This window comes from Streptomyces sp. NPDC058674 (genome assembly GCF_042716505.1).
GTDB lineage: Bacteria > Actinomycetota > Actinomycetes > Streptomycetales > Streptomycetaceae > Streptomyces.
Genome location: NZ_JBHXSC010000050.1, coordinates 23050 through 40514, shown reverse-complemented (window position 1 = coordinate 40514; position 17465 = coordinate 23050). Strand labels below are relative to the sequence as shown.

Here is a 17465-nt window from a genome sequence, read left to right as displayed (position 1 = left end):
CCCAGTAGTCTCAGCGCTCATGGAGCAGAGGCATCTCGGCCGCACCGGACTGCGCGTCTCCCGGATCGGCCTCGGCACCCTGACCTGGGGTCGCGACACCGGTGAGGAAGCCGCCGCCGGGCAGGTGAAGGCCTTCTGGGAGGCGGGCGGCACGCTCGTCGACACGGCCGACGTGTACGGGGGCGGGGAGGCGGAGTACCTCCTCGGCCGGCTGATCGACGGGCTCGTCCCCCGCCGGGACCTGGTGATCGCCACCAAGGCCGGGAGCGTGCCCGATCCGGACCGGCGCTTCGACGGCTCGCGCGGGCACCTCCTGGCCGCCCTCGACGCCTCCCTCGAGCGGCTGGGCACCGACTACGTGGACCTCTGGCAGGTCCACGCCTTCGATCCGGCGACCCCGCTGGAGGAGACCCTGCAGGCGCTCGACCTGGCCGTGAGCAGCGGCCGCGCCCGGTACGCGGGCGTGGCCGGCTTCTGCGGCTGGCAGCTCGCGAAGGCGGCCACCTGGCAGCTCGCGGCGCCCGGGGTGCGGACCAGGATCGCCTCGACCCAGATGGAGTACTCCCTGCTCCAGCGGGGCGTGGAGCGGGAGGTCCTGCCGGCCGCGCTGGACCTCGGGATCGGCCTGCTGCCGTCCTCCCCGCTGGGGCGCGGCGTCCTGACGGGCAAGTACCGGGGCGGCGCCCCGACGGACTCCCGGGGCGCGTCGGAGGCCCTGGCCGCCCTGGTGGCGCCGTACCTGGACGAGGCCTCGGGCCGGATCGTGGACGCGGTGGCCACGGCGGCGCAGGGACTGGCGGTGACCCCGCTCCACGTGGCGCTGGCGTGGCTGCGGGACCGGCCGGGGGTGGTCGCCCCCATCGTCGGCGCGCGGACCTCGGCGCAGCTCGCGGCGGCGCTGTCGGTGGAGGCCCTTAGTCTTCCGGTGGAGATCTGCCGGGCCCTGGACGACGTTTCGGCGCCCGTGCACCGCTACCCCGACCAGGACTGGAGCACGCTGTGAGCACGGACCCCGCCACGGACACCCCCGAGGAGCCCGCCGACGGCACCGTCGGCCCGGAGGGTCCCACGGCATCCGAGACCGCCCCGGCGGACCCCGCCGGGACCGACGTCCCCGCCGACGGGGACCGGGCCCACGAGACCGCCGCCCCCGGCGGGCCCGTTGCGGAGGACGGCGGCTGCGCCGACGGCCCCGGGGGCGCGCAGGACACCGGGCCGATCCCGGTGGAGGCCGCCGCGGTGCCCGCGGAAGACCCGGCGGACGACGCCGGGGACACCGGCGCGCAGACGCCCGCGGCGCAGGACGGCGCGGAGGCGCCCGCAGGGGCGGAGGACGGCGCGCAGGACGGCGCGGAAGGCGGCGCGGAGGCTCCCGCGGTGGAGGACGGCGCGGAGGCCGGCGCCGCGGCGCCCGCGGCGCCGGGCGGCGCGGGCGAAGCGCCTCCCGGGCTGAGCGAGGCCCAGGCCGAGTTGGCCGCCCAGAAGGTCGAGCGGGAGCGCATCGCCCGCCGCAAGGCCGAGCGGGACGGGCCCGTGGAGGCCGGGGCGAAGCTCAGCGGGACGGCCGCCGACCTCCTGGCGGCCGTCCGGGCCGTGGAGGGCGGGGCGAAGCCCCCGTCCGTGTACTTCGACGATGGTCCGGCCGCGCCCCGCAAGGCGGCCTCCGCCCCGGCCCCGCGCACGCCCGCGCCGGTCCCCGCGCCCGCGCCGCAGGCCGCCGAAGCCGCGACCGTCGAGGCCGTACGCGCCGTCCTGGCCCGCGGCGGTGCCCCCGAGGCGCTCGCCGCACCCGCCGCCGCGGCCCTGGGCGACGGCGCCGCCGCGGAGCTGGCCGACAATCCCTGGCGGCTCCTGGCGGTCCCCGCCGTACGCCCGGCGCAGGCGGACGGCTTCGCCCGCGCGCTGCTCGGCTCGGAGGCCGGCCCCGGGGACGAGCGCCGGACCGCCGCCCTGGTGGGCTGGCTCCTGGTGCAGGCGGGCGTCAAGGGACACACCGCGCTGGAGGCCCCGGTGCTGGAGAAGGCCCTGGCCCAGTACGGCGTCCCGGACCCCGCCGGAGCGTTGGAGCTGGCGATCGCCGAGGGCTCGGTGCTGGTGTTCCACGAGCCGCTGGGCCCGCCGCCCGCGGAGGAGGACGCGGAGCAGCCCGTACGGGTGCTCGTGGGTCTGGAGGGCCCCGCGATGGCCGAGGAGAGCCTGGCCGACGGCCTGGCCCGCATCGCCAGCACCTTCGAAGGCCCCGCCGACTGGGAGCCGGCCGCCACCGGACCGGCAGCCGAGCTGATCCGGGCCGTCGCGGCCAACGGCCTGGTCACCCACACCGGCGGCGAGGCCGCCCGCGCGGAGCCGCTCGCCCTGCTGGCGGCCGCCCGGGAGCGGGGTCTGCGCGCCTGCCTGGCGGCGCACGCGGCCGGCGGCCCGGATTCCGTGACGGTGGCGGGGCTGCTGTCCGGGGCGGAGGGCCCCGGACGGGACGCCGACGGGCGGTTCGCCCTGGACCTGCTGGTGGTGCTGGACGCCCCGCAGCTGGACGTGGAGACCGCGGCCGCGCTGGTGGAGTCGGTTCCGGACGGGGCGCGGCTGGTGCTGTCCGGCGACACCGGGGTGCTCGGGTCCGCCGGGGCCGGCCGGGTGTTCGCCGACGTGCTCGCGGCCCGCACCTGCCCCGCGCTGGTCTCCCGCACCCCCGATCCGGGCCCGCTCGGCGAGCTGGTCTCGGGGATCGGGATCGGGGAGCTCCACCAGGTCGACGCCCCCGGCAAGGAGGTCGTCATCGTCCCGGTGCGCGACGCCGGGGAGGCGGTGCACCGCGCGGTGCAGCTGGTGGCGGAATCGGTGCCGCGGGCCTTCGGTATCCCCGCGGACAGCGTCCAGGTCATCACCCCGGGCCACGGCGGGTCCGCCGGTACCCGGGCCCTGAACTCCGCCCTGAAGGAGCGGCTGAACCCGGGCCCCGGCCGGTTCGGCGGCTTCGACCCGGGCGACCGGGTCGTCCACGTGCCCGCTCCCGGGCGGGCCCTGCCCGCGCGGGTGGTGTCGGCCGACGCGGAGGGGCTGCACCTGGACCGTGCGGGCGCGCGGGTGGTCGTACCGAAGGAGCTGGTGGAGTCCCAGGTACGGCACGGCTGGGCGGTGACGGCGCACCAGGCCGTGGGGACGCGCTGGCCGGCGGTGGTCGCCGTGCTGCCCGGCGACGCGGCGGAGGGGCTGTCACGCGACTGGGTGTACACCGCCTTCGGCCGCGCGGAGCGGCACCTGTCCGTGGTGCACGGCGTCGACCAGGCACTGCCGCGCGCGGTGGCGGAGGTGCTGCCGAAGCCCCGTACGACCCGGCTGACGGGGCTGCTGACCGCGCTGGCGGCGTCCGCGCGGGAACAGCCCCAGTAGGCCGCGGCGGCCGGACGCACGCGGAAGGCCGTGGCTCTCCCGCCCCCGGCGGGGAGAGCCACGGCCCGGGTCCCGGCCGGGGCGGCCGGCCTAGGCCGGGGCCAGCCCCGGCTCGACCTCTTCCTCTTCCTCTTCGTCCTCGTCGAACTCGTCGGTCTCCTCGTCGAACACGGAGCTGACGTCGAACCGGTGCAGGACGTCCTCCGGAGCGGCGTGCTCGAAGGGCGAGTTGAGCCACTCCCCCGGTTCCGCCACCTCCTCGGAGGCCGCGATCCAGAGCGTGGAGTCCCCCTCCTCCAGGCCGAACTCCTTGTAGCGGGAGGCGATCTCGTCCGGCTCGTACTCCCCGAAGAGCACGCCCAGGGCGCCTGCGGTACCGCCGTCGTGGACGGGCTCGGCATCGCGGTCGTGTGCGACGACGCGTTCGGCCTGGGCGATCAGCCGCTGCGGCTCGACGACGGCGTAGTCCCGCCGGATGAGCACGCTGAAGGCCGTGGGATCGGCGGGGCCGGCGTACGGGACGCCGTCCTCGGGCGTGGGGATCTCGAAGGGGGTGACCTCGTCGTACCGGTCGTAGAGGAGCTCGTCGTACTCCTCGGCGGCCGCGGCGAGTTCGTTGAACGCGGCGTAGACGTCCGGGTCCTCGTCCCCGGTCCTGCGCTCGACCGCGGCGAGGTGGCGGTCGAGAGCGGCCTTGACCGCCTCGGCGGCGGCACGGACCTCGGCAACAGTGGGCAGAGCGGCATCAGACATAGGGGAGACGCTATCCGTAGCAGGGCTCTGCCCGCACAATAGATGCGATGCCGGAATACGAATTTGTCGACGTGTACGTGCCCCGCGGCGTCCCCCGCAAGGAGGCGACCCGCCTGCTGACCGATCATGCCGAGTACGGGAACTGGGAGCTCGACCGCCTGACGCTGCACCGGGACGGCAGCCGCCGTGTGCGGCTGCGCCGCCGGATCATCCGCCAGATCCGCGCGACCTGGTGACGTGGGCGGTGCGGTCCCCGGGGTCCGGGGACCGCACCGCCGGGGGCCGTCAGGCGGCGCCGCGGGCGCGCCGGTAGAGCACGGTGCCGGCCAGCAGCAGGCCGCCGGCGATCGGGAGGCCCGCGGTGAGCGCGCCCCCGGCGCCGGTGGCGGCGAGCCCGGGGGCCTCGCTGGTGCCGGGGCCCGTGCCGGGATGCGTGACCGGGGTGCCGGTGCCCGGGTGGGTGGGCGTTCCGGGGGTACCCGGGTTGCCCGGCGTACCGGGGGTGCCGGGATTACCGGGGGTGCCGGGGTTACCCGGGGTGCCAGGGTTGCCAGGCGTACCGGGGGTGCCGGGGTTACCGGGGGTGCCGGGCGTGCCGGGGTTGCCCGGCGTGCCAGGGTCGCCAGGCGTACCGGGGGTGCCGGGGTTACCGGGCGTACCGGGGTTACCGGGGTTACCGGGGTTGCCCGGCGTGCCCGGCGTGCCCGGGTGGTCGTCGCAGGGCTCTTCGTCCCCGCCGCCGGGGTGACCGGGGTGGCCGGGGCTGCCCGGGTGGCCGGGGGTGCCCGGGTTGCCCGGGTGGGGGTTCGGCTTCGACGGGGTGTTCGCGCAGCGGTTCCCGAAGGCCGGGTTCAGGGCTCCCACCACCGTCACCGTGTTGCCGCAGGCGTTCACCGGCGCGTCCACGGGCGCCTGCAGCTGGTTCCCCGACAGCAGTCCGGGTGAGTTCGCGGCCTGCCCCGAGGCCGTCGAGTCCGCGTGGGCGTGGCCCCCGCCCAGGGCGAGGACACCCCCCGCGGCCGCCATGGTGATCAGGGTCTTCCTGGTGACCTGTGCCGGTCGTCGCATCTGTGCTCGTCCCCTGGTGTGTACGTTTCGGGCGGGATCTCGGCGGCCCGGCCGTACAAGCTCCCCGCCCGGCATGCCGAAGATCGGAAAAGGGCCGTAAAGCCCGGCGGCCCCGGAACGCTGGAATGCGTTCCGGGGCCCAAAGACTTCAGACGCGTCAGGCGTTGACGCAGGTGTTGCCGAAGGCCGGGTTCAGCAGGCCGATCACGGAGATCGTGTTACCGCAGACGTTCACGGGAACGTGGACCGGGACCTGGACGACGTTGCCGGACAGGACACCGGGGGATCCGATGGCCGCACCCTGGGCACCCGCGTCGGCGACGGCCAGACCCGCACCCGCGAGAACGAGGCCACCAGTGGCAGCCGCAGCGGCTACAACCTTCTTGATCATTGTTCCTCCTAGTAGGCAATGCGGTCCCAGCCGCGGACCGCACCACCTGTAACGAGGAGGGATCACCGGGGCTACGAGCGTATGAGCGCATTCACTCTTCTCAGTGGAATCCGCACACCTTCCCGATTTCCGGGCGTCAGGCGTTGTCGATGAACCGGTCGAGCACCCGCACACCGAACTTCAGGCCGTCGACCGGCACCCGCTCGTCCACCCCGTGGAACATCCCGGCGAAGTCCAGCTCCGGCGGCAGCTGGAGCGGCGCGAAGCCGAAGCAGCGGATCCCGAGGTCGTCGAAGGACTTCGCGTCGGTGCCGCCGGAGAGCATGTACGGGACCGCTCGCGCGATCGGGTCCTCGGCCCGCAGCGCGCCCTGCATGGCGTCGACCAGCTTCCCGTCGAAGTCCGTCTCCAGGGCCTTGTCCGCGTGCACGTCCTCGCGCTTCACGCGCGGGCCGAGGATGCGGTCGAGGTCGGCGAAGAACTCGTCCTCGTAGCCGGGCAGGAAGCGCCCGTCCACGTGGGCCGTGGCCTGCCCGGGGATGACGTTCACCTTGTAGCCGGCGCCGAGCATGGTCGGGGCGGCCGAGTTGCGCAGCGTGGCGCCGACCATCTTGGCGATGCCCCCGAGCTTGGCGAGCGTGGCGTCCATGTTGTCCGGGTCCAGGGGGGTGCCGAGCGCGTCCGAGAGCTCGTCCAGGAAGGACCGTACGGTCTTGGTCACGCGCACCGGCCACTGGTGGCGGCCGAGCCGGCCCACGGCCTCGCACAGCTCCGTGATGGCGTTGTCGTTGTTGGTCATGGATCCGTGGCCCGCGGTGCCCTCCACCGTGAGGCGCATCCAGTGCATGCCCTTCTGGGCCGTCTCCACCAGGTAGAGGCGCAGGTTCTCGTTGACGGTGAAGGAGAAGCCGCCGACCTCCCCGATGGCCTCGGTGACCCCCTCGAACAGCCCCGGGTGGTTGTCCACGAGGTGCCGGGCCCCGTAGATCCCGCCGGCCTCCTCGTCCGCGAGGAAGGCCAGCACGATGTCGCGCGGGGGCTTGCGCCCGCTGCGCATCCGGTCGCGCACGACGGCCAGCGTCATCGCGTCCATGTCCTTCATGTCGACGGCGCCGCGGCCCCACAGGCAGCCGTCGGCGATCTCGCCCGCGAAGGGGTCGTAGGTCCAGTCGGCGGCGTTGGCCGGGACCACGTCGGTGTGTCCGTGGATCAGCAGTGCGGGCCGGGACGGGTCCTCGCCCTCGATCCGCGCCACCGTCGAGGCACGCCCCTTGTGGGATTCGAAGATCTGGGGCTCCAGCCCGACCTCCGCGAGCTTCTCGGCGACCCACTCGGCCGCCTTGCGCTCGCCGGGGCCCGAGTGGTCCCCGTAGTTGCTGGTGTCGATCCGGATGAGGTCCCGGCAGAGGTCCACGACCTCGTCCTCGCCGGAGACGGTCCTGCCCGCGCTCGACTCGCTCACGCTGTTCCTCCCAGTGATCAGTACCGGACTGCCTCCATCCTCGCCCCCCCGGACCGTTCTCCCCAAGGGCGATCCCCGGCCGCCGGGGGGTGTGATCGGGGACCCCGGAATGTTTGGTAATGTTTTCCACGTCGGAACGGCCCGCGAGGGACGCGAGACAGACACCTTGTCCGGGTGGCGGAATGGCAGACGCGCTAGCTTGAGGTGCTAGTGCCCTTTATCGGGCGTGGGGGTTCAAGTCCCCCCTCGGACACTTTGCCGAAAGGCTTGTGCGAGCCGTGACCACCAGGTCACGGCTCGCACTGTTTTCCGCGACTCCCTGAATTCGTCACGCTCAGTCACCCTTGACTACGAATCTGGGACACTCCGCCAGCACCCTGCGAGCGCCGTCCTCATCGGCGAGCCGCGCCGCGAGCGTGGCCTGAGCCAGGCGTGGCGGCAGCGCCTCCGCGAACTTCAGACCCCGCACCGCACGTTCGCTCACCTCGGGCAAGCACAGCGTCCCGAAGCCCTGCGTGGCCGCCGCCCGAAACTGCGGAGCGGTGACGTCCTCGCGGAGCCGGATCCACTGGTCCGTCACGCGCTGCCCCGGGGCAGTTACGGATGAGAGAGTCGACGCGAGCGTCGCGTTGGTCCGGTGACCCGCCCATGTCCACCACCGGACGTCTCCCTCACCCCGACGCGTGATGAGTGTTCCCCCAGGGTGTACGTACTCCAGGTGGCGCGTGCGAGCCTCGGCAAGAGCGGAGACCGCACGTTTCGTGAAGGTGACCTCGGGGTCCGAACCGAGCAGGACGTCTCTCATCGCGCGAGTGAGCTCGAGGGACGCGACCCGCATGTATCCCGAACCGCTCCATTTCGCCTTGCCGCCTTCATCTGCGGGCTCGACGAAGCAGCGCTTACGACTCCAGTCGATGTAGGTGACGAGCCAGCTGCGTCCGGCGAGAAGCAGCTTGCGCGGCCCCTGAACCTCCTCCGTCAGCAGGTCGGGATCAGTCCTGCCGATCTCCGTGCGGCCGTGGAGGACGGTGAACTCCGGCGGGGCCGTGAAGACTGCGGTGAGGTTCATGAAGTGCCGGTGCCCGAAGCGACGTTCCGCTTCCGGACCGATGAAGAACATGCCGCCGTCCTGGTCGAGGTAGCCCTCGTCCACCAGGTGACGCACAATCGGCTCCGCGCCGCGCCCGAACGGCCCCAGGTCGTTCCACCACTCTTGCCAGACCTGGTCGCCGACCCGGTGTTCCTGCAGGCAGAGCGCGAGGAGCTGCTGGGCCATGATGTGGCGCGGCTCAGGCGGAGCGACAACAGGTTCGACCCATCCACGGGACCACTGCAGGAGCAGGGCGGCGGCTGCAAGCAGGCCTTCCTCGCTCAGCGCGAGGAAAAGGCAGTTGCGTGTGGTGTCCGGACGCCGGCCAGTACGTCCCAGCCGCTGGAGGAACGACGCTACTGAGGACGGGGCGTCGATCTGGATCACCCGGTCCAGGTCGCCGACGTCGATGCCGAGTTCCAGCGTGCTGGTCGAGACGATGACACAGTCGCGCGCCTCGGCAAAGGCTTCTTCGGCGCGGCGGCGTTCGTCCAGGGACAGGGACGCGTGAGAGAGGAACGTCGTCACGCCACGCAGCCGAAGTTTCTCGCCCAGCTCTTCGACCGTACGCCGGGCCTCGCAGAACACCAGGCGCTTCTCCCCACGGTGCAGGGCCGCGATCACGGTGGCCGCATTGTCGAGGGAACCCACGAAGTCCAACTGGACATCCCCGGGGGGCGGACCGGGAGGGACCGGGTCGGCGAGATGCGGGGCGATGACGCGGGCGGGCCGCTTGTCTGCCGCGGAGCCTTGCAGCCAGTGGAGCAGCTCTTCCGGGTTGCCGACAGTCGCAGAGAGCCCGACCCGCTGAACGGGGCGCCCCACGACCCGCTGGAGACGCTCCAGCACGGCCAGCAGGTGCCATCCCCGGTCGTCCCCGGCGAAGGCGTGGACTTCGTCGACCACGATGGTGTGCAGTCCGGCGAAAAACGCCCTGTGGTCGACGTTGGCGCTGACCAGCATCGCCTCCAGGGATTCGGGAGTGGTCAGCAGGACGTCCGGCCGTTCGGTGAGGATGCGGCGCCGGCGGCCGGCGGCCACGTCCCCGTGCCAGAGGGCCGCGGTACGACCGATCCATCCGGTGTACGTCTCGAGGCGGGGCAAGAGGTTGTTGAGCAGGGCCTTCAGCGGGCAGACGTAGAGGACCGAGGTGCCCTTCCAACCCTGTGCCGTCATCCGGGACAGCAGGGGGAAGACGGCGGCTTCCGTCTTGCCTCCGGCCGTCGGCGCGATGAGGACGGCGTCCTCACCTGCCATCAAGGGGTCGATCGACGATTCCTGGAGCGGTCGGAGCCCCTTCCACCCGAGGCTGTTGACGATGTGGTGCGTAAGCACCGGGTCAAGGGCGTCGACCGCGCTCACGGGAGCTCCAGCTCGATGTCGTCAGCGGTGCCTGCCGCCGCATTGCGCTCCACTTCGTTCAGCTCCGAGCGGCCGACGGTGAGTGCGTAGTGGCGGCGCGGGTCGAAGTCCTCGTGCTCGTCGACCCGGTCCAGTACGTCGGCAACCAGTTTGCGCAGGTAGATCCTGGGAGCGACACCCACTTTGCCGCCGAGACTGCCGGTAACAGCTGTGGCGAGCTCGGCGAGGTAGGCATCGTCGACCCGCTCGGAAACCCGCTGGGGGTGGCGGGCCACGCCCGCGTACACCTCTCTGACGTGATGGCCGAGTTCACCCAGTCCGGCCAGATCGAAGCCGGGCAGTCGCAGTTGTACCGCCCTGGGGGAGTCGAATCGCGGGTCGGTGGTGAAATCGGTGGCAAGCCGCTGGGCGAGCGGAGGGAGTCGCTGGACGCCTTGCTGTCCGTCGTAGAAAGCCGGGGTTCCGGTGATGACGAGGAACAACCCGGGGAAGCGGCCGGCGTCGATTTCGTCGAGGAGCTGACGCAAGGCGTTGAGGCTCTTCTCGCGTACGTCGCCACGTACCCGCTGCAGCGTCTCCACTTCGTCCAGTACGAGGAGGAGGCCAGGGTGGCCGCAGTCACGCAGGACGGTCAGGAGGCCCTGGAGGAATCCCAGGGCTCCGAAGTGGTCGAGGTCGCCGCGTACGCCCGCTCCGCGCTTGGCAGAGGCCGCCACCGACTTCTGTCCACCGAGCCAGGCGATCAAGGCCTCGGCCGTGGCTCCGTCTCCGGCTGAGACGGCTTGGCGATAGCCGCGCAAGGCAGCGGAGAACGCAGGCGTCGTGCGGGCAACGTCCGCGAGTCTGCGCTCCATCAGCCCGTCCACCGCTTGGGCCAGGGCCTCATCGTCGTCCTCGTCGATCTGTCCCTCGTCGAGGAGCTCCTCCTCCAGGGTGTAGAACCACGAGTCGATGACGGCGCGGAGCGCGCTCGGTTGGTGCGTGGCGGTGGTCAACCGCTCGGTGAGCCTGCGGTAGATGGTCTCCAGCCGGTGCAGCGGGGTTTCCGTCTCCGAGATCTGTACCTCGCTGGCCGCCAGGCCGGCCCGCTTGGCACGTTCCGCGAGCCAGCGTGCGAAGAACGTCTTGCCGGAGCCGTACTCGCCGCGGATCGCGTGGAAGGCGGCGCCTCCTCGTGCAGCGGTGGCCAGATCGTCGTCGAGGGCGGAAGCAAACCGGTCCAGGCCGACCGCGAAGAGGTCCAACCCGGCCTGGGGTACGGTGCCGCGGCGGAGCGCGTCGATCACGTCCCGGCGCCGGGCGGCACTGACCTCGTGCGGATGCATCATCGCTGTCCTGTCCCGAAGAACTGCTGCTCGAGCAGCGTTTTGTTGAGCTCCACGGTCCGACCCGCCTCGATGAGGCTGACGACTCCGTAACCGTCGATGTTGAGAAGCCGTTGCAGCACGGTCACGAACCGCTCGGGGTTGCGCTGTGACTTGCCCGTGGCCGCCTGTGCCGCGGCCGCAACCGCACCCGGCGACAACTTGCCGCCTGCATCGACCAGCGCGTCGATGACGGCGGCGACCGCCCTGTCTGCGGGTGCATGCCGGACGAATTCGCGCTGAGCCTTGAACTGCGCAGTCACGACGGCCTTCTCGCCCAGCGTGTCGGGTCCGCTGACCACCTCCCGTCGCGCGAAGAGTCCCTCGCCGCCCTGCGCCGGCGGGGTCTTCCCGCGCTTCTTCGTGCTGGGCTGCCCGGCCTCGGTGTGGACGGCCTCCCCGGTCGAACCAGAACGCCACCAGTCGGGAGCGATGCGCTCCCCCGGCAGGATCGTCCAACCACTCGGGATGAGCTCCGCCGACGGCACCAGGGCGATGACCGGGACTGTCACCTCGGCGAGTGCGGCTCCACCGTGGTATCCGGCCTTGCGCGGGGTGTAGCGGATGTCCTCCCGCCACGGGGCGGTGATCGTGCCGCCGCCCTCCAGCACGCGGGGTCCGGCGAGCACGACCTCTCCGTCGGCCGCGCTACCCGTCCGCCAGCGGGCCGACTGGGCGCCGGGGGCGGCTACCGGCCCTTGGCCGGCCGGCGTGCGGTCGATGACATGGCCGTGATCGGAGACGAGCAGGACGGGGCGTCCGTAGTCGCGGGCGGCGTTGAGGAGGTCGGGCAGCTTGCTGACGTCCTTGAGGTGCCAGCTGGTGCGTGCGCCCTGCTGCCCGTGGTCGAGGGCGTCATCGATGGTGTTGAGTACGACGCCCACCACTTTGTCCGAGGCCAGCGCCTCCAGCAGCGGGGGGGCGAGCCGGTGTCCGGCCTCGCCTTCGAACTCGCCCTTGTGGAACAAGACCGCGGTTCGGTGCCGCTTCTTCCAGAAGGCCGTGAAGCCCGTGTCCTCGGCCGACTGCCCACCCCGAGTCGGCGCTCCGCCGAGCAGGGAGGCCCTGCTGATGGAGGTGACGGTCGGCAGCATGGCCACAGCGGCTTGCCGGGCGGGGCTGCGTCCCCCCTCCGGCTTCGGGACGATCTCGGTCCAGACCCGCCGGTCCAGCTCGGCTCCCAGCTGTACCGCGACCGAGGAGCTCATCCCGTCGAGTACGAGGATGAGTGGACGGGAGTTCTCGAGGGCGAGGGGCGCTGCCACACGGCTGAGGACGTCCTCGATGAGCAGCGCCCCGCCCGACGCCTCCGGCTGCCGTGCGAATTCCGTCCACGCAGCGAGCCGCGCTCCGAACTGCTCGTCGATCGCAGCCCTACGGGCCCGCACGGCTCCTATGAGACGGTGGTAGGCCTGCCCCAGCAGGGGATCGCGCTCAGGGTCGCCCTCTGCGAGTACGGCCAGCGCCCGGTCTGCCCAGCCCCAGGACGCGAAGTGCTCGCGTACCGCCTGTGGGACGGACTCCACCTGCGGCGCCGGTCCGGCGAGCCAGCGGGCCATGCGCACGGCCATGCGGGCCGTCGTGGTGCTCTCTTCGTAGAGCCCGGAGAGCTGATGTTCTTCCAAGTGCTCCAGTGCGGCTTCCGCTTCACCGGGCGAGCGCTCAAGGGCAGCGGCGAGGCCGCGCAGCCTGGCCTTGTAGCCGGAGGGCAGCAGCCGGTCCTCGCCGAGTGCTCCGCCCAGCCCCGCCTTGTGCGCCAAGGCGTCGGCCTGGTCCAGTACAGCAAGGACTCGCTCGAAGGCGTCTGTCCTGTGCGGGCCCGCCCCTTCCGCCTCGGTGATCCACCGGGCCAGGACGCCCGTGACCGCATTGCTGAACGGCGCAAGGTCGTCGAAGGACTTCAGGGCGCTGCCGAAGAGCGACCCGAGAGCGAACGTGGCCGCATCGGACGCTCCGGGCGCCCGTACAGCCGAGGCCAGTGCCCCCAGCGGCATCGCGTCCCCGCCCCGCCCGTCGGCCACGAGCGACAACAGTGTCGGCACGGCAGGGCCGACGGACCGCGTGAGCCAGGCCGCGATCCCCGTGCGTTCGGCCACCCCGAGCTCACTGAAGAGGATGGGCCCTGCGGTCGTTCCCGACCAGGCCAGCAAGGTGTCCGTGTCGAGGTCGGAGGAATCTGCCTCCGGGTCCCCCAGACCGAGGCGGACGGCAACGAGTGACCGGGTGGCCGTGTCCAGGGTGAGCACGGCGCCGGCCCGCGGCCATCCGTCATGAGGTTCGGCCTCCAGCAGTGCGTCGAGAAGCCACCCGGCTTCGTACACACGGGGGTCAAGGTCCGTTGCGCCGAAGAGCTGCTTGACGATCTCGGCGCGGTCGACCGTGAGCGTGTGACGGCGTACGGCGTGCGCTTTGACGTCCCAGCCCAGCTGATCCGTGGGCACGCCGCTGGTGACGACGACCAGCCCGTCCTCGTACCGGTCCGCCAGTCGCGCCCAGGCGTCGGCGATACCGAGCACCGAGTCCTGGTCGGTGACATGGACCCGGCGCTGCCGTCCGCCGATCTTCGCGGTGAACTCGTCCTCCGTCCCGGCGGTTTCGTAGCGCGCGTTGACGAGAATGAGCCGCCGGTCGCTGCCTCGCGCCAGCTCGGCCTCGAGCAGGGCCTCGATGATCCGACGGCCCACCACGGGTCGGATCGGCATCAGGCGCTCCCACCGACGGTCGAGGTCTCCGGGCCCGATGGGACGACATGCCAGCTGATCTCGACGGTCACGCCGGGGTGTGCCTCGGAGTAGGCGCGAATCTCGTCACGCAGGGTGTCGATCTCCTTGGCCAGTACGGCCTCTGCCTTCGTCGGTTCGAGGTGCACGAGGAGACGGCGTACGGACGGGACGGACGGGTTGCCGTGATCGGTCAGCCGCACGTCGTCGGCGGTCGGCTGCTCCGTCGGCTTGCCGTGCTCGTGCGGCTGAACCGGCACCCGGGGGTCCACGGGCTTCTGCGAGATGGTCGAGTCGGGAACCTGGGCCAGCCGTGCCGCGTCGTTGACGATCGCGATGGCCTGTTCGCGCAGGCCCGCGAGAACGGGTACGAGCGACTTCTCGAACTCGCCGGCCCGTGCGGCCTCGGTAATCCGTGTGATGAGCCGCTCGGCCCTGTCTCCGACACCGTCGAGCCGTCCGGCGAAGCCGCGCACGCTGTGGAGGAGGGACCAGTCCGCCTGGTCGAGTGCGGAGAGCACCTCGGGGGCAGCTGTGACGGCAGTGGCGAGCTCCTGGTCGGTCGTTGCGTACGAGACGGCGGCAAGCTCCCGGACCAGGGCGGTGGCGTCGTGCTGCCGGTCCAGGCGGGCCAGCAGATCGGCCGCGTCGCGCAGCGACGTGCCGCGGTCGGTCGGGCCGTCGGCGATGCCCAGGGCGACCGCATGCTTGTCCAGCGACTTGCGTAGACCGCTGACCGCCGCTTCGTACTTCACGACGGCGGCGCGGACCCCGGAGTGCAGCTTGTTGACGTTCCGGGCGAAGAGCGAGGGCTGCACCGCGATGCCGAAGATCCTCGCAGCTCGTTCGCGGGCCGCGGCGTACTCCTCCTCGCTCGGCAGTTCCTGGGCACGCAGCGCGTAGCCCGCTCCGATCGCGGACAGTTCGGGGGTCGGGGTGTCGGAGTTGCCGTGGTACACCCACGCCCGGTCGCCGAGGAGCGCGTAGGTGGCGATGACGAGGCTGGAGACGTTCTTGTCGAGACCGGTCCAGCCGAGGTCCTTGGAGATCCACTCGCGGATGTCCTCGACCGCGAGATCCGGACCGGCCTTGTGCTGCGCGGCCGCCTGGTCGATGCGGGTGCGCCAGTCGTTGCGCAGCACCAGGGGGCCGTCGTGGACCTGGCCCAGCTCGAGCGGCTCGACGATCTTCTTGACGGTCTTGATCTGATGGCTGTCGACCTCGACCCGTCGGCCGTCGTCCATCGCCCGCCCGATCCAGGTGAGGGCTACCTTCAGTTCGGCGGGGGTGAGGGGCTTGCGGTCCCGCTGGCGGTCGAAGTCCGGGTGCTTGGGGTAGAGCGCGCCGAACATGCCGTCGGCCAGGTGCAGCAGGTTGTCCTGGAAGGGCTTGCCCCCCAGCGGCTGGGGGCGTGCGTACGCGGGGAACAGGGAGAGGAGGTGCTGCCCCTCGGTGACCTCGACGGAGACGCTGCCCTCGTCCACTCCGGCGATGCCGTACAGCTGGCCGAGGGTGGCGGTGAGCGTCGAGGTGAGGTTGTCGCGGGTGGCGGCCAGCTGGTGGCGAATGCGGGCCCGGTCGTCGGAGCCGAGGTGGCCGGCGTAGTCGTCGAGCCGGTCCCGCTCCATCAGGTAGTTGATCTTGATGAGGCGGCCGAGCTGGGCCTTCTTCTGATCGGAGAAGAACGACGGCAGCCAGACCAGGGTGGGCTGCTCCAGCCCGTCGCGGCGCAGGCCTTCGACCCGATTGAAGTCGTCGCTCGGGAAGTGCTCGCCGTCGTCGAAGGGGTAGTCGAGGATGAACCGGATCCGGCCTTCGGTGCTCGGCGTGAACTGTTCGTCGGGCAGCTGGGCCCGGTCGCGCACGTTCTCGAAGACGAACTCGGCGGTGCGCCGGGTGCCGCGCCAGACGATCTCGCGCTCACAGACGAAGGCCCCGTTGTCGTTGAGCCCGAGGGCCTTCCACAACTGGTCGCGGACCCAGATCCGGCGGGCGCCGGGACGGTCCTCCTCGGCCACGGCGTCGAGCAGCGGCTCGATGTCCAGGTCGGACAGGTGCAGCGTGAAGACCGGGTCCTGCTCGCCGTCGGAGCGGATCTCGCCGAATTCGGCCTGGAGCTCCCGCATCCGGGTGACGACCAGGGATCCCGCCTGCACGGTGCGCGAGCGCACGGAGCCGTGGTTGAGGGCGGCGAGGCGTGTTCCGGTGAGCCGCTTCAGCGCCGGGACGTCCGGGGCGAGGGCGGCCAGCAGCAGCGTCTTGACGAAGCGGTCGTCGGCGATGAACTTTTCGTTGTCCTCGGAGCCGTACTTCTCCAGCAGGTGCGCCCGCGCCTTGGTGTGGAAGCGCTGGGCCGCTTCGGCCTCGCTGCGGAGCCGGTCGGTGAAGGCCGCGCCGGTGCTGTCCGCCAGTACGTCCCACAGGTCGCCGAGCGGGATCAGCTTGCCCAGGGGTGCGTCGGCGGACCGCTCCAGCAGCTGCTGGACGAGCTTGAGACCGGTCCGCTCCCGCTGGAGTGCGCCGGAGAGGGCGACGAGGACGTTGAGGAGGGCGGGCGAGAGCGGATAGACGGCCTTGAAGTCCTCCCAGTCCGCGTGCGTGGCGCCGTTGGCGTCCAGCAGTACGTCCTTGACCTGCGCGTTCGTGGACTCCAGATCGGAGAACGCGCCGGCGAGGACATGCTCCAGGCCGGGCTTCGGCCTGAGCACGCGCTGCTTGATGATCTCCGGGAGGTTGCGGTCCTCCAGGCTGACGGTCTCGAAGCGCTCGGCCAGGTAGTGGACCTGCTGCTCCATGTTCTTCACGTCCGCGCCCATCACATCAGCGCCGACCAGCTGGGACAGGTCGCGCTGGCGTGAGATGAACGAGACGATCGGAATGGGTCGGTCGCTGTCGCCCGACTCGATCAGCTTGACCAGTTTGCCGATCTCGGAGTTCACGAACTCCCGCTGCGACATATGGGCCTGGAGCCAGAGGATGAGCTCGTCGAGGAAGAGCACGATCCCGTCGTAGCCGAGGGACTTCGCGTGCTTGGAGATGATCGACAGGCCGTTCTCCAGCGGTACGAAGGCGTGCGCGTCGCCGCGTGCGCCATCCGCGTAGGAGGCCATGGGGCCGGTCAGCAGGGAGGACACCAACTGATCGCGCTGGGCGTCCCCGGCGGGCGCGGCGAAGGCACGGTCGAGCTCCGCGGGGGACCAGGAGCCGCCGGCTCCGATCACCTCCAGCTCGTCGTCCTCGTCGGAGGCGGCCGAGGTTGCGCCGTCGACGGCGGGCAGCAGCTTGATGAAGGCGTCGTCGCCGATGCTGCCGCGCAGCCGGGCGGCGTCGGCGAGCATCGAGTCGGAGCGGTAGACGGCCGGGGTGGGCGCCTCGGGGTGGAGGCGGCGCACAGTGGCGACATAGCCGCCCAGGAGGGCGGAGTCGAGATTGGCCGCGCCCACGAGGTGGTAGGGCGCCATGAGGAACCGCTTGCCGCGCAGCCAGTCGTCGTGCTCGGCGATGATCTCCTGCAGACGCGGCTTGGACCGGGCCGCCGGGTCGTTGCTCAGGATCGCGTGGAGCACGGTCAGGAAGTGGCTCTTACCGGCGCCGAAGGATCCGTGCAGGTAGGCGGCGTAGGGCTTGCCTCCGCGCACCGCGCCTCGCACGATGCCCAGCGCATCCCGGAATGCCTTCTGCAGCTGCTTGGTGACGACGTACTCGTCGACCCGGGCAGCCGTCTCGGTGAAGCCGCCCGACAGCTCGACCTTGAAGTCACCCGCGTGGACGTCTTCCTTGATGTTGATGACATCCCGCAGGACAATCTCGCTCGCCGCCATCGGCTTCTCCCACTTCCCCGCGCATCCGGGCACACCGGTCCCGTGCA

11 protein-coding genes and 1 tRNA gene are annotated in these 17465 nt (G+C 71.7%); 4 read left to right on the top strand and 8 right to left on the bottom strand.

The window, feature by feature from the left end:
* Nucleotides 1-19: 19 nt before the first annotated feature.
* Entirely contained in the window at nucleotides 20-1003 is a 984-nt protein-coding gene (locus tag ACFWU6_RS23670; RefSeq protein WP_383806227.1) for an aldo/keto reductase, read from the top strand.
* Nucleotides 1000-3387, top strand: coding sequence for an ATP-binding domain-containing protein (locus tag ACFWU6_RS23665; protein WP_383982929.1), 2388 nt, complete (start codon nucleotides 1000-1002; stop codon nucleotides 3385-3387). Before ACFWU6_RS23670 ends, ACFWU6_RS23665 begins: the two co-directional genes overlap by 4 nt.
* Nucleotides 3388-3477: 90 nt before the next feature.
* On the opposite strand, the gene ACFWU6_RS23660 is transcribed toward ACFWU6_RS23665, so the two are convergent.
* Nucleotides 3478-4140 carry a hypothetical protein gene (locus ACFWU6_RS23660; protein ID WP_383982927.1) on the bottom strand — a complete coding sequence of 221 codons (663 nt, stop codon included), beginning with the start codon at nucleotides 4138-4140 and terminating at the stop codon, nucleotides 3478-3480.
* A gap of 47 nt (nucleotides 4141-4187) precedes the next feature.
* Here ACFWU6_RS23660 and ACFWU6_RS23655 point away from each other — a divergent pair, with 47 nt between their 5' ends.
* Nucleotides 4188-4376: a DUF5703 family protein gene (locus ACFWU6_RS23655; RefSeq protein ID WP_283452490.1), complete on the top strand. Its 189-nt coding sequence runs from the start codon at nucleotides 4188-4190 to the stop codon at nucleotides 4374-4376.
* A gap of 49 nt (nucleotides 4377-4425) precedes the next feature.
* Here ACFWU6_RS23655 and ACFWU6_RS23650 read toward each other — a convergent pair whose 3' ends face one another.
* From ACFWU6_RS23650 to ACFWU6_RS23640, 3 genes are all read right to left on the bottom strand, one after another.
* Entirely contained in the window at nucleotides 4426-5208 is a 783-nt protein-coding gene (locus ACFWU6_RS23650) for a chaplin family protein (protein ID WP_383982925.1), read from the bottom strand.
* A gap of 157 nt (nucleotides 5209-5365) precedes the next feature.
* Nucleotides 5366-5599 carry a chaplin ChpH gene (chpH, locus tag ACFWU6_RS23645; RefSeq protein WP_383812603.1) on the bottom strand — a complete coding sequence of 78 codons (234 nt, stop codon included), beginning with the start codon at nucleotides 5597-5599 and terminating at the stop codon, nucleotides 5366-5368.
* Between the two features lie 136 nt (nucleotides 5600-5735).
* Nucleotides 5736-7061 carry a M20/M25/M40 family metallo-hydrolase gene (locus ACFWU6_RS23640; RefSeq protein ID WP_383812605.1) on the bottom strand — a complete coding sequence of 442 codons (1326 nt, stop codon included), beginning with the start codon at nucleotides 7059-7061 and terminating at the stop codon, nucleotides 5736-5738.
* Between the two features lie 168 nt (nucleotides 7062-7229).
* On the opposite strand from ACFWU6_RS23640, the gene ACFWU6_RS23635 reads away from it, so the two are divergent.
* A tRNA-Leu gene (locus ACFWU6_RS23635) sits at nucleotides 7230-7314 on the top strand.
* Nucleotides 7315-7395: 81 nt separating this feature from the next.
* Here the strand turns inward: ACFWU6_RS23635 and ACFWU6_RS23630 are convergent.
* From ACFWU6_RS23630 to ACFWU6_RS23615, 4 genes are read right to left on the bottom strand one after another with little or no spacing between them, the layout of a single operon-like run.
* The gene (locus ACFWU6_RS23630) at nucleotides 7396-9513 is read right to left on the bottom strand and encodes a DEAD/DEAH box helicase (protein WP_383982923.1); all 2118 of its coding nucleotides are present in this window, start codon (nucleotides 9511-9513) and stop codon (nucleotides 7396-7398) included.
* Nucleotides 9510-10841, bottom strand: coding sequence for a BREX system ATP-binding protein BrxD (gene brxD / locus ACFWU6_RS23625; protein ID WP_383982922.1), 1332 nt, complete (start codon nucleotides 10839-10841; stop codon nucleotides 9510-9512). The genes ACFWU6_RS23630 and brxD overlap by 4 nt, the downstream gene beginning before the upstream one ends.
* Nucleotides 10838-13579: a BREX-2 system phosphatase PglZ gene (gene pglZ / locus ACFWU6_RS23620; RefSeq protein WP_383982920.1), complete on the bottom strand. Its 2742-nt coding sequence runs from the start codon at nucleotides 13577-13579 to the stop codon at nucleotides 10838-10840. Before pglZ ends, brxD begins: the two co-directional genes overlap by 4 nt.
* Complete coding sequence (locus ACFWU6_RS23615) at nucleotides 13579-17418, bottom strand: PglY protein (protein ID WP_383982918.1); 3840 nt, start codon at nucleotides 17416-17418, stop codon at nucleotides 13579-13581. Before ACFWU6_RS23615 ends, pglZ begins: the two co-directional genes overlap by 1 nt.
* Nucleotides 17419-17465 lie beyond the last annotated feature (47 nt).